Origin of the sequence: Rhodococcus sp. WS3 (genome assembly GCF_003797085.1) — a bacterium.
GTDB lineage: Bacteria > Actinomycetota > Actinomycetes > Mycobacteriales > Mycobacteriaceae > Rhodococcus_F > Rhodococcus_F globerula.
Genome location: NZ_RKMA01000001.1, coordinates 78,500 through 91,831 on the forward strand (window position 1 = coordinate 78,500; position 13,332 = coordinate 91,831).

The 13,332-nt window shown below is 62.5% G+C and carries 9 protein-coding genes; 1 reads left to right on the forward strand and 8 read right to left on the reverse strand.

The window, feature by feature from the left end:
* The first annotated feature begins 180 nt into the window (after positions 1–180).
* Positions 181–684, forward strand: coding sequence for an SRPBCC domain-containing protein (locus EEB13_RS00360; RefSeq protein WP_033231403.1), 504 nt, complete (start codon positions 181–183; stop codon positions 682–684).
* A gap of 26 nt (positions 685–710) precedes the next feature.
* Here EEB13_RS00360 and EEB13_RS00365 read toward each other — a convergent pair whose 3' ends face one another.
* The 8 genes from EEB13_RS00365 to trpB form a co-directional block, all read right to left on the reverse strand.
* Positions 711–1,592 carry an acyl-CoA thioesterase gene (locus EEB13_RS00365; protein ID WP_033230848.1) on the reverse strand — a complete coding sequence of 294 codons (882 nt, stop codon included), beginning with the start codon at positions 1,590–1,592 and terminating at the stop codon, positions 711–713.
* A 1-nt stretch (position 1,593) separates the two neighbouring features.
* On the reverse strand, positions 1,594–3,012 hold the full coding sequence (gene pyk / locus EEB13_RS00370; RefSeq protein ID WP_033230849.1) for a pyruvate kinase: 1,419 nt from the start codon (positions 3,010–3,012) through the stop codon (positions 1,594–1,596).
* 74 nt (positions 3,013–3,086) lie between these two features.
* Positions 3,087–4,592, reverse strand: a complete 1,506-nt coding sequence (locus EEB13_RS00375; RefSeq protein WP_141484381.1) for a glutamate synthase subunit beta — start codon at positions 4,590–4,592, stop codon at positions 3,087–3,089.
* Positions 4,585–9,078 (reverse strand): glutamate synthase large subunit, encoded by a 4,494-nt coding sequence (gene gltB, locus EEB13_RS00380; RefSeq protein ID WP_141484382.1) that lies wholly within the window; start codon positions 9,076–9,078, stop codon positions 4,585–4,587. The genes EEB13_RS00375 and gltB overlap by 8 nt, the downstream gene beginning before the upstream one ends.
* A 138-nt stretch (positions 9,079–9,216) precedes the next feature.
* Positions 9,217–10,014 (reverse strand): NINE protein, encoded by a 798-nt coding sequence (locus EEB13_RS00385; protein WP_372472247.1) that lies wholly within the window; start codon positions 10,012–10,014, stop codon positions 9,217–9,219.
* An 86-nt stretch (positions 10,015–10,100) separates the two neighbouring features.
* On the reverse strand, positions 10,101–11,135 hold the full coding sequence (lgt, locus tag EEB13_RS00390; protein ID WP_033230853.1) for a prolipoprotein diacylglyceryl transferase: 1,035 nt from the start codon (positions 11,133–11,135) through the stop codon (positions 10,101–10,103).
* Complete coding sequence (gene trpA, locus EEB13_RS00395) at positions 11,132–11,935, reverse strand: tryptophan synthase subunit alpha (RefSeq protein WP_141484383.1); 804 nt, start codon at positions 11,933–11,935, stop codon at positions 11,132–11,134. Before trpA ends, lgt begins: the two co-directional genes overlap by 4 nt.
* The gene (gene trpB, locus EEB13_RS00400) at positions 11,932–13,248 is read right to left on the reverse strand and encodes a tryptophan synthase subunit beta (protein WP_045070068.1); all 1,317 of its coding nucleotides are present in this window, start codon (positions 13,246–13,248) and stop codon (positions 11,932–11,934) included. Before trpB ends, trpA begins: the two co-directional genes overlap by 4 nt.
* Between the last annotated feature and the right edge of the window lie 84 nt (positions 13,249–13,332).

Genomic DNA, 13,332 nt, shown 5'->3' on the forward strand with positions numbered 1-13,332 from the left:
TGAACGATAACCAAAGAATTGCCTTTACCGCTATGGCGTCCTCACCGACCGAGAAGAACCGCACGCCACGTGAACATCGACATGAACACATTACAACGATCTGACCTGCAGTTATTCCGTCCGCGCCTCAAAAATGGCACGATAGTGGCAACCGCACGGGCACCAACGTTGGAGGCACCGATGGACAACGGCACAATCAACCTGACGTACGACGGTCGGGTGTCTCTGAACTTCCGGCTCGCCGTTCCACAATCGCCGGACAAAGTATGGAAGGTCATCACTCAACGCGAATTTCTCGACACGTGGTTTCCCGCCGACGTCGATTTCACACTGACTCCCGGCGCAGACCTACTGTTCAAAGTGACGCCGCAACAGGTCAAGCGATACGGCTTGCCCGCTGATCACAGCTCACACGGAACTGTCATCAGCGTCCATCCGCACCACATCTTCGAGTACCTGTGGGACGCAGACACATTGCACTGGGAATTGCACCCCGACGGCACCGGAGGGTGCTGGTTGACCCTCACACACACGATGGAGGACGAGGACTCCGCGTACGCGCATGCAGCGGGCTGGCATGCCGGCCTGGAAGTGGTTGCGGCACAACTCGACGGCCGTGAAGTCGACTGGTCGCCCTGGGATCGCGCCGACGAACTCGCATCGCAGTACCGCAAATCAGCCTGACTGTTCCCCCTTACGGGGGCTGGGTCCTATTCCCCCTTGCGCGGGAAGTGCCTGATGACGCCTTCCTGCACCACCGTTGCCATCAGCATGCCCTCGATCGAGAAGTATCGCCCGGTCGCCAATCCTCGTGAACCCGCGGCAACCGGCGACTCCGTCGCGTACAGAACCCAGTCGTCGAAGCGGAACGGCCGGTGAAACCAGATCGAATGATTTACCGTCGCTGCAACAATCCGATCGTGCCCCCACGACAATCCATGGGTGGTCAGGATGGAATCCAGCACGGTGGTGTCCGACGAGTACGCCAATACGGCGGCGTGAATCAGTGAGTCGTCCGGTAGCACGCCGTCCGGTCGCATCCACACGCGATTATGGGTGAGCTTCTCCCCCGCGCCTTTCAAAATCCACGCCGGATCGTTGGCGTACCGCATGTCGATCGGCTTGAGTGCGCCCACAAAATGCGGAAGCGTCGCCTCGTAGCCGGACAGTCGATCACCCAAGGGCGGCAAAGACTCCGGTAGCGGAACGTCCGGGATTTCGACGGCATGCTCTAGCCCTGTGCCGGAATCCTGGAACGCTGCCAGCATCACGAACAGCTCGTTGTCGCCTTGATACGCGGTGACCTGACGGTTTGCGAACGCGCGCCCGTCGCGATGCCGCTCGACGCGATATTCGATGGGCGCCTTGACATCTCCGCCGCGAATGAAGTGGCCGTTGATCGCGTGGATCGGTCGATCACCGTCGACGGTACGGCCGGCGGCCATCAGCGCCTGAGACACCAATTGACCGCCGAACGTCCGCGAACTTACCTGCGCCGGGTGATGCCCGCGGAACGCGTCGTCTCCGATGGTTTCGAGATCGAGCAGACCGAGAAGTGTGCCGAGGTCTGTCGACGCGTCCGCGTCGCTCACGCTAGTGGAGTTCTTCGCCGATGCGGTGAACGTGAATCAGGTTGGTGGAGCCCACTGTTCCCGGAGGTGAACCGGCGACGATGACAACAAGATCGCCCTTCGCGTAGCGCCCGAGCGACAGCAGTGCACTGTCCACCTGACGCACCATTTCGTCAGTGGTGGACACCGAGTCGACGAGGAACGTTTCGGTTCCCCAGGTGAGTGACAGCTGACTCCGCACCTCAGGCAACGGGGTGAAGGCCAGAAGCGGCAACGGCGTGTGCAGACGCGCCAACCTACGCACGGTGTCGCCGGACTGGGTGAAGGCAACCAGGGCCTTGGCGTCGAGGCGCTCTCCGATATCGCGCGCAGCGTAGGAGATCACGCCTCGCTTGGTGCGCGGCACGTGAGTCAGCGGAGGAACGCGTGTCGATTCGGTTTCGACAGCCTCGACGATGCGTGCCATCGTGCGGACGGTCTCCATGACGTACTTGCCAACCGATGTCTCGCCGGAAAGCATGACCGCGTCCGCGCCGTCGAGGACAGCGTTGGCAACGTCGGAAGCCTCAGCGCGGGTGGGGCGCGAGTTCTCGATCATCGACTCGAGCATCTGCGTTGCCACGATGACGGGCTTGGCGTTTTCGCGGGCGATCTGGATGGCACGCTTCTGCACGAGCGGAACCTGCTCGAGAGGCAACTCCACGCCGAGGTCGCCACGGGCAACCATGACGGCGTCGAAGGCCAACACGATGGCTTCGAGATTGTCGATAGCTTCCGGCTTTTCGAGCTTCGCGATAACGGGAACGCGGCGACCGACTCGGTCCATGATGGCGTGAACCAGTTCGACGTCCGCAGGCGAACGAACGAACGACAGAGCGATGAAGTCGACACCCAGCTTCAGGGCAAATTCCAGATCGGCAATATCTTTGCCCGACAGTGCCGGAACGGAGACATTCATACCGGGAAGCGAAAGGCCCTTGTTGTTGCTGACCGGTCCACCCTCGGTGACCGTGCAGACGACGTCGTTGCCTTCGACCGCCGTGACGACAAGACCGACCTTGCCATCGTCGACGAGCAGGCGATCGCCCGGCTTGGCGTCGCGTGCGAGTTCCTTGTACGTGGTTCCGACGCGGTCGTGAGTGCCCTCGACGTCGTCGACGGTGATTCGAACCTCTTCACCGCTTTCCCAGACGGTCCGCTCGTCCTTGAATCGACCGAGCCGGATTTTTGGGCCTTGCAGGTCGGCGAGGACGCCGACGGCCTTGCCTGTCGCGTCTGACGCTGCGCGGACGCGGATGTAGTTCTCTTCGTGATCGGCGTGGTCGCCATGGCTGAAGTTGAGCCGGGCCACGTCCATGCCGCTCTCCACGAGCTCACGGATTCGGTCACCGGTAGCTGTTGCCGGTCCCAGGGTGCATACAATTTTTGTCCGTCGGTTCACGGCTCGAGCCTAGTCGCTCGCAGTGCGCACTTCTATCCGGCGCGTCCGACGTGCATCTTTTGTTCTTACTCGATTCAGTTTCGATTCCTAATAACGAGTGGCAACGCACCGGGATGTACGGGAGCCGGAAGCTGCGATGCCCCAGTCAGATACCGATCGACCGCCCGCGCAACCGAGCGTCCTTCAGCAATGGCCCACACCACCAACGACGCACCCCGGTGTGCGTCACCGCACACGAAGACGCCGGGGCACGAAGTCTGCCAGTCGCGCCCGCAGGCGATCACCCCTCGTGAATTCGGCTCGAGGCCGAAGCCGCACAGCAAGCCGGTGCGCTCGACGCCTGCAAACCCGACGGCCAAGAACACAAGGTCACACGGCACGTCGAATACAGCCCCCACCGGTTCGGCAATCCGTCGGCCACTCTCGTCCCGAGACACACGAACGGGCGCGACGCGCACTGCCCGGACGTGACTTTCACCGGTGAATTCCTGAGCGGCTACCTCGAACTCACGCACTCCCCCCTCGGCGTCAGCGGGAGCGCTCCGCAGTAACAACGGCCAGAGTGGCCACGGGTCTGCGCCGTCGTCGCGTTCGAGTGGGGGCTGCTCGTGGTAATCCAATTCGACAATCGACGCGGCTCCCTGACGGTGAACGGTTCCGAGGCAGTCGGCACCGGTATCACCGCCGCCGATGATGACGACATTCTTGCCCGCTGCACTGATCCTGCTCGGCCCGTCACCAGCACATTCACGGTTGGCCGGCACGAGGTACTCCATTGCCGGATGTATTCCTGTCAGATCACGACCGGGAACGTCGACGTCGCGCGCTCTCCCGGCCCCGATTGCCAGAACAACGGCGTCGTAGTTGGAGAGGAGCTCGCCCGCCGCGAGGTCGGTCCCCACATCACAATCCGTCACGAACTCGGTCCCCTCGGCGCGCATCTGTTCAAGCCTGCGGTCGATGTGATGCTTCGAGATCTTGAAATCAGGGATGCCGTAACGCAGCAGCCCGCCGACGCGGTCATGCCGCTCGAACACCGTGACTCGGTGACCTACACGCGTCAGTTGTTGCGCTGCAGCGAGACCCGCGGGCCCTGATCCGACGATCGCCACCCGGGCATCGGAACGTACGGACGGGATCTGCGGTTGCACCAAACCCTCCTCCCACGCGGTGTCGGCAATCGCCGCCTCGATGCGTTTGATTGCCACGCTTCCGCTGGTCAAGTGACTGGAAAGAGCAAGTACGCAGGCAGTTTCACACGGCGCCGGACACAGCCGTCCGGTGAACTCCGGAAAGTTGTTGGTCTCGTGCAATCGGTCCGCAGCAAGGGACCAGTCGTCGCGCCGCACGAGGTCGTTCCAGTCCGGGATCAGATTCCCCAGTGGGCACCCCGACAGACCCGAATGGCAGTACGGGATTCCGCAATCCATGCAGCGCGATGCTTGCTCGGACACCTCGTGCTTGCGCTGATCGGTGGGAAGCTCGGCATAGACCTCACTCCAGTCAGCTGTTCGCTCCGGCACCGGGCGCATCGGCGTCGAAGCGCGCGCGATGCCGAGAAAACCTCGCGGATCAGGCACTGGCCGTCTCCGTCAGAATGTCGCCGGCCTCCGCTGCACCTGCCAGTTTTTGTTCCTCGATTACTCGCTCGTAATCCACCGGCATCACCTTGGTGAATCGCCCAGACTCGCACGACCAGTGTGCAAGCAGACGCGCCCCGACGCAGGACCGCGTCCATTCGACATGGGCGGCAATCATCATCTTCAACCACAGGAGATCATCGGGCGTCGGCTCCTGCAACGTCACCGACGTCAGGTTCACGTTGTTCGGATCCACGTCGAGAACAAATGCGATACCGCCGGACATCCCCGCTGCGAGATTTCGACCCGTTGCACCGAGGATCACGACCCGTCCGCCGGTCATGTACTCACACGCGTGATCACCGGCCCCTTCGACAATTGCGTCGGCGCCGGAATTACGCACAGCACAGCGCTCCCCCACCCGGCCGCGCGCAAACAGTTCCCCTGCAGTGGCCCCGTACAGGAGCGTGTTGCCGGCAATCACCTGCTCTTCGGGGCGAAAGCCGACATCAGCGTCGGGACGGAGAGCTATCCGCCCTCCCGAAAGCCCCTTACCCACATAATCATTGGCGTCGCCGGTCAAGTCGAGAGTGATCCCCCTCGGTAGGAACGCACCGAGTGACTGACCGGCCGTTCCGTGCAGCCGCACGACAATGGTGTTGTCCGGCAACCCTGGTGCCCCGTATCTCCGGGTCACCTCGGCGCCGAGGGCTGTACCCACTGCCCTGTCCCCGGTGTGGACGTGGCAGTCGATCCGAACGAGTGTCGCATGGTGGAGTGTGTCGGCAGCGCGCTCGACAAGCATCCTGTTGAGATCACCGACGCCGGGCCGCGTCGCAGCTGCGACGCCGCGCCGTGTCACGACCGGAACCGACAGGAGCGGCGCCAAGTCCAGGCGGCGACTCTTCCGATTACCACTTTCGGTGCAGGACACCAACATGTCAGCACGCCCCACTGCCTCGTCGAGGCTGCGAAAACCGATGTCGGCCAAAATCTCCCGCACACCTTCGGCGATGAACCGGAAGAAACTTGTGACGTACTCGGGGCGTCCGGTGAACCGTGCCCGTAGCTCCGGATTCTGCGTCGCGACCCCGACCGGGCAGGTGTCGAGATGGCACACTCGCATCATGACGCAACCGGCGGCGATCAACGGCGCTGTCGAGAATCCGTATTCCTGCGCGCCGAGTAACGCAGCCACGACAACATCACGGGCCGTGCGCATACCACCGTCGCATTGCAGGACAACTCTCTCCCGTAACCCATTGAGCACCAACGTCTGCTGAGTTTCCGCGAGCCCGAGCTCCCACGGCGTCCCGGCGTGCTCGATCGAGGTCAACGCGGCCGCACCGGTACCACCGTCGTGGCCGGAGATCAGCACCACGTCGGCATGCGCTTTGACCACGCCTGCTGCAACGGTTCCGACGCCGACAGCGCTGACAAGTTTGACGTGAATTCGGGCCTTGTTGTTGGCTTGGCGCAGATCGTAGATCAGTTGTGCGAGATCCTCGATCGAGTAGATGTCGTGATGCTGCGGCGGCGAGATGAGACCGACACCCGGCGTCGAATACCGCGTCCGGGCGATCCACGGATACACCTTGCTGCCCGGTAGTTGTCCACCTTCGCCCGGCTTGGCTCCCTGCGCCATCTTGATCTGAATATCGCTTGCACTGACCAGATAATCGCTGGTCACGCCGAACCTACCGCTGGCAACTTGTTTCACGGCGCTACGACGCGCACAGTCGTACAGGCGATCCGGATCCTCACCGCCCTCCCCCGAATTGGATCGTCCACCCATCGAATTCATCGCTATCGCCATCGTCTCGTGGGCTTCCGCGGACAACGAGCCGTAACTCATGGCGCCGGTGTTGAATCGGCGCAGAATCGCCTCGGCAGGTTCCACGTCGTCGATGCTGAGTGCAGGCCGATCTCCGGTTCGGAAGCCAAGGAGCCCTCGCAATGTTCCGCCCTGCGCGCCGCTGCGATCGACCTCGTCGCTGTACCGGCGGAACACGTCGGCGCGGCCCGACCGTGTGGCGTGCTGGAGGAAGAACACCGATTCCGGTGTGAACACGTGTATTTCACCGTCTCGGCGATAATGGTATTCGCCGCCGAAGTCGAGCTGACGTCGATGTGCATGCGCGGCCGCGTGGCGCACCACCACATCCTCGGCAAGCTCCGCGATACCTATGCCGCCGAGCTTGCTCGTGGTGCCGCAGAAGTACTCGTCGACAAGCCGCGCACTCAGGCCGAAGGCCTCGAATACCTGTGCACCGGTATAGGATTGGACAGTCGAGATTCCCATCTTCGACATCACCTTGAGCACGCCCTGATTGGCCGCATCCAGATAGCGCGTCGCCGCAGTACCTGAATCCACCCCGTCCAGGCCACATTCCGCAACCGACTCGAGGGCCAGATACGGTTGGACAGCAGCAGCGCCGTATCCGAGCAGCAATGCGCAATGGTGAATCTCCCGAGCGTCGCCGGTCTCGACGATCAACGAGACCTTACTGCGCCGACGCTTCCGAACGAGATGGTGATGAACTGCGCCAACTGCGAGCAACGACGGAATCGGCGCGTGGTCACGGTCCCACGTTCGATCGGAGATGACCAGGATGTGGCGCCCGGCGTCTACTGCCGCACTGGCTTCGTCACGTAGCTCGCCGAGCGCCGCTTCCAGACCTTCTGTGCCGGCGGCAATGTCGAACACACCGTGCAGTGTCGTCACACCAGCGCCGGATATGCGGACGATCTCCGCCAGTTCCGCTCCGGACACCACGGGCCTGTGCACCAGAGTTCGCCTACACGATGATTCGTTCGGGTCGAGGAGATTCTGTTCAGAGCCCAGAACCACCGACAACGTGGTGACAACTTCCTCTCGAATCGCATCCGACGGTGGATTGGTGACCTGTGCGAACAGTTGAACGAAGTAGTCGTACAGCAGCCTGGGACGCGCGGAGAGCACTGCCAGCGGCGTATCGGTTCCCATCGATCCCACCGGCTCGTGACCGGTGGCGGCCATCGGCGTCAGAACTACACTCAACTCTTCCTCGGTGTACCCGAAGACCTGCTGATGCTGCATCAGCACCGATGGGTCCCCACGTGCTCTGGGCGGATCAGGTGTGTTGCCAACCAGAGTGAGGTTCGCGTCGAGCCAACGCCGATAGGGCGCAGCACCTGCCAACTCGGCCTTGACCTCGTCGTCCGGAACAATACGCTGTTGCGACGTGTCCAACAGGAACATTCGACCGGGTTCGAGTCGACCCTTTGCTATCACGTCGGCCGACGGCACATCGAACACACCACTCTCGCTGGACAATACGACTCGACCCGCCCGGGTGCGCCACCAGCGCCCGGGCCGAAGCCCGTTGCGGTCGAGGACGGCTCCCACCACGGTTCCGTCACTGAACGTAACCGAGGCAGGTCCGTCCCATGCCTCCATCAGGCACGCATGAAATTGATAGAACGCACGTAGCTCGGCCGACATGGCCGAATCCTGTTCCCAGGCAGCGGGAATCATCATCGCCACAACGTGGGGCACACTGCGCCCGCCGAGGGACAACAGCTCGAGCACCTCGTCGAACGACGCAGAATCCGACACCCCGGACGTGCAGATCGGCATCAGCCCGTCGAGATTGCCGCCGAAGAGCTCGCTCCGAAGCTGCGGCTCGCGCGCGCGCATCCAATTTCTGTTTCCGACAATGGTATTGAACTCGCCATTGTGTGCAACAAATCTGAACGGTTGCGCCAACGTCCACGACGGAAAGGTGTTGGTCGAGAACCTGCTGTGCACGACGGCCAGTGCGCTACGCATCCGCTCGTCCTGCAGGTCCGGGTAGAACAGCGGCAACTGACACGGCGTCACCATCGCCTTGTACACCATCGTTCGCGCGGACAACGATGGAAAGTAGACGCCGGAACCCTCGTCCACAACATGTGGGGTGATCCGTTCGGCCTGCTTACGCAGCTCGAGGACACGGCGGTCCAAAGCGATACCGGCCGAGCCCCCACGTGTGTCCGCGACAAAGCACTGACTGATGAACGGCGCACATTCCGTTGCCGATATACCCAGGACTGCCGAATCGACGGGAACATCTCGCCAGCCGAGTACCGACAATCCCACTGAACGCGCGCACCGCTCGATGCGCTCGAACGCACGTCGCCGGGGCCGCGCGGCCCGGGGAAGGAAGCAGATACCGGCCGCAAACCTACTCTCACCACGCTCGTTTACATCCGGTAACACGAAGTCGGTGACAGCCCTCAGAAGTTCGACGGGTAGCTGAAGGAGAATTCCCGCTCCGTCACCGGTGGTGGAATCAGCTCCGATGGCACCGCGATGGGACAGCTTGCGCAGTGCGGACAAGCCGTCTTGCACGATCGAATGAGAGCGTCTGCCGTAGATGTCAGCGACAACGGCGACACCACACGAATCTGCTTCCTGATCGGGGTTGTACAGCCCCTGTGGACCAGGCATCTGAGAAAACAGCATGCGTGCCCTCCACCATGCGGGGCCGCCACACGAACCCGCAACCGGCAAGGGTCAGTTTACAACCGGTATGTGCAGGTTGCGATAGAAAAAACCGTGGCACCCCTGTATCGAGGTGCCACGGTGAAACGAGCGAGGGGATCAACTGCGGAGTGGTCGCCCGTACTTGTCCTTCACACTGCCGGTCAGCATCATGATGCCGTCGATCAACGGCCAGATACCACCGATTCCACACGTCAACCATGTCACCGCAATCTGTGCGATCGCAGTACCGGGCTGATTGAGATAGAACCGGCCTGCGCCGAATCCGCCGAGCAGAATGCCGAGCAGGCCGGCGGTCACCTTCGACTTGTCGGAGAACGGCTGCCCGGTGATCGGATCACGACCGAACGGCGCCGACGGATCGACAAAACCATAGGGCTGCGCATAAGGCTGCTGCTGCCCGTAACCGGGGTTCTGCGGCGGAGCGGTGTAACCCTGAACCGGTGGCGCTGCATACGGATTTGCGCTCTGGTCCGCTGGGACGCCGTACACCGGACCGTCCGCCGGAGGCGGATAGCTCTGTTGCTGATAAGGCTGCTGCTCGTAGCTCGGCGGCGTGTAGTTCGGCGGCGCGGGCTCCGAAATCGGATACGCAGCCGTGGGATCCGAACCAGCCGAGAAAGCTGTAGTGGGCTCCGACCCCGCCGGCGGCGGGTAAATCGGATGGCTCCCCCACCCTGGGCCGTTGCCCATTCCCGCATATGTGTCCCAGCCGGGGCCGGTGCCCGTCGTTTCGGTTGACGGAGTCTTCTCCGTGGGCGCCGAGGTTTCGCTCAAGGAAGCATCAGCGGTCGCCTCGTAATCGAAGGGCGAACCGAACTGCGGGGGAACCGCGGATTGAGAGCTCGAAGCGTCCCCGGACTCTGCGGGATCCGGATACTTGTTCAAGTCAGGCAACGTGTATTCCTTCGGGTCGACGACGGTCCGGCAAATCGTTGAGGCAAGTGATCTTTATACCTCGAACTGGGTGCGATGCGGACCAGTCATGGCTTGTCCGGCTTCTTCAGATCAACATCCTGCTTTGCGTCCACGCTGGTTGAATCGGCAACCTTTGCCGTCGCGATACCGTCATCCGAGTCGGTATCACTGTCGGTGGCCTCCGAAGCTGTGTTCTCGACAGGCGTGTTCTCGACAGGCGTGTTCTCGACGTAGTCCTTCGACTTCAGTTCGGAAGGATCTTCGCGACCCTTCTTGGCCAGCAGGAAGTACGCAACTGCCGCCACGAACACGATCACCGAGGTGAAGGAGTTGACGCGAATGCCTGCAAGTTCGTATGCCGGATCGTCGCGCATGAGTTCGACGAAGAACCGACCGGCGCAGTAACCCGCCACGTAGAGGGCGAACAGTCGTCCATGGCCGATCTTGAATCGGCGATCGACCACAACAAGCAGGACGACGATGAGGACGTTCCACACGGCCTCGTACAGGAAGGTGGGGTGCACGACCTTCTCTACGACGCCGGTCGATACACCGGACAACGCATCGGTCTGACCTGACGAGTTCACACGCTGGAAGATTTCCAAGCCCCATGGCACTGTCGTTTCGCGCCCGTACAACTCCTGGTTGAAGTAGTTGCCGAACCGACCTATCGCCTGCGCAAGCAGCACACCAGGCGCGATGGCGTCGCCCAGCGCCGCGACGGGGATCCCACGCCTGCGGCACCCGATCCACGCGCCGACACCGCCGAGGAAGACTGCGCCCCAGATTCCGAGGCCACCGTTCCACACTTTGAGTGCGTCGATCGGTGTGCCGCCTTCACCGAAATACTGCGGCCAGTCGGTGAGCACGTGGTACAGCCGGCCACCGATCAATCCGAACGGCACGGCCCAGACTGCGATATCGAGAACGGTGCCCTTCTCGCCGCCTCGCGCGACCCACCGCCGGTCGCCCCAGACGATGGCGACGATGATTCCGGCGATGATGCAGAGCGCGTAGGCGCGCAGTGCTACGGGCCCGATGTACCAGACACCTTGTGGAGGACTGGGAATGTAGGCCAGTAGTTCAACAGTTGACGTCACGACGCCACGTTAGCCGAGCGGACACCGTCGGCGAGTTCTTCGGTGAGGGCACGGACAGCTCCGAGTCCGTTTTCCACAGCCGAGACCAGCGCAGACCCGACGATCACTGCGTCGGCATAGCCGGCAATTTCTGCGGCCTGGGCGCCAGAGCGAACGCCAAGCCCGACACCGACCGGGATATCGGAATGCGCGCGGATCCGTGCGGTGAGTTCAGGTGCCATCGACGACACTGCGTCACGCGCTCCGGTGACACCCATCGTGGAGGCCGCGTATACGAACCCGCTACTTGCCTCGAGCGTCATAGCCAGTCGCTCTTCGGTGGACGAGGGTGCCACGAGGAAGATCCGATCGAGGTGGTGCTTCTCGGACGCTTCCATCCAGTCGGCGGCCTCGTCGGGAATGAGGTTGGGGGTAATCAGTCCGAGTCCGCCTGCGGCAGCGAGGTCGCGGGAGAACTTGTCGATCCCGTACTGCATGACCGGGTTCCAGTACGTCATGACTACGGCCTTGCCGCCGACCGAGCTGATCTGCTCGACGACGGTGAAGATGTCGCGCAAGCGGACGCCGTTGCTGAGGGCAGTTTCAGCGGCACGCTGAATGGTCGGTCCGTCCATCACAGGGTCGGAGTACGCGACCCCGACCTCGATGATGTCGCAGCCACCGTCGACCATCGTCTTGAAGACGTCGATGGATTCGGACACCGTTGGGTAGCCTGCTGGCAGGTATCCGACGAGCGCAGCTCGGTTTTCCGCCTTGCATGCCGCAAACGTGGATGCGAGGCGTGATGGTCGTTCGCTCACTTGTCCGAGCCTTCCGTGTTGTTCTGGTCTGCGGGCTGGTCTGCGTTGTCGAACAGACCGAACCAGCTCGCGGCAGTATCCATGTCCTTGTCGCCACGACCGGACAGGTTGACGACGATGATGGCGCCTTCGCCGAGCTCCTTGCCCAGGCGCAGCGCTCCGGCAACCGCGTGCGCGGATTCGATGGCCGGGATGATTCCTTCGCGCCGCGAGAGCAGAAGGAGCGCATCCATTGCCTCGGAGTCGGTGACGGGCTCGTAGGTAGCCCGACCGATGTCGTTGAGATACGCATGTTCCGGACCGACACCCGGATAGTCCAAACCTGCGGAGATGGAATGTGATTCGATGGTCTGACCGTCTTCGTCCTGCAGCAGGTACGAGTACGCACCCTGGAATGCGCCAGGCGTTCCGCCTGCGAATGTTGCTGCATGCCTACCGGTTTCAACGCCGTCGCCCGCTGCCTCGTAACCGACCAGTCGCACCGACAGATCGTCGATGAACGGGTGGAAAATACCGATGGCGTTGGAACCGCCACCGACGCAAGCCGTGACGGCGTCGGGAAGCCGACCGGTCAAGGCCTGAACCTGAGCGCGGGCCTCGAGACCGATGACCCGCTGGAAATCACGCACGAGGGTCGGGAACGGATGCGGACCGGCAGCGGTACCGAAGCAGTAGTAAGTGTCGTCGGCGTGGGAAACCCAATCGCGGAGAGCTTCGTTGATCGCATCCTTGAGTGTGCGCGAACCGGTTTCGACCGAGACGACCTCGGCGCCCAGCAGGCGCATCCGGGCGACGTTCAACGCCTGACGCTCGGTGTCGACCGCACCCATGTAGATGACACACTCGAGGCCGAGCAACGCGCAGGCGGTGGCCGAGGCGACGCCGTGCTGTCCCGCTCCGGTCTCGGCGATGATACGAGTCTTGCCCATTCGCTTGGCCAGAAGTACCTGACCGAGGACGTTGTTGATCTTGTGAGAACCGGTGTGGTTCAGATCTTCACGCTTGAGGATGATGCGAGCGCCGCCCGCGTATTCGCTCATACGCGTTGCTTCGAAAATCGGCGACGGGCGTCCGGTGTAATCGCGCTGCAGTCGGTCGAGTTCGTTCAGGAAAGCGTCGTCGCTGCGGGCCTTCTCGTATTCGGCGGTAACTTCCTCGATAACCGCCATGAGCGCCTCGGGCACATGACGTCCGCCGTAGACACCGAAGTGCCCTCCGGCATCCGGATCATGAGTGGTGCGCTCGGCAAGTCCGGCACTGGCCGGCGGCAGATTGCCGCCCTTGAAGACTGGTCCCTGAGTACGTGAAGTCACTCCCCCAGTCTGCCCCAAGCGTGTCGCCTGTCACCGCCCGGGTACGGGCAGTTGCCACCGCTCGGGTGCGGGCAAACCCCTCCC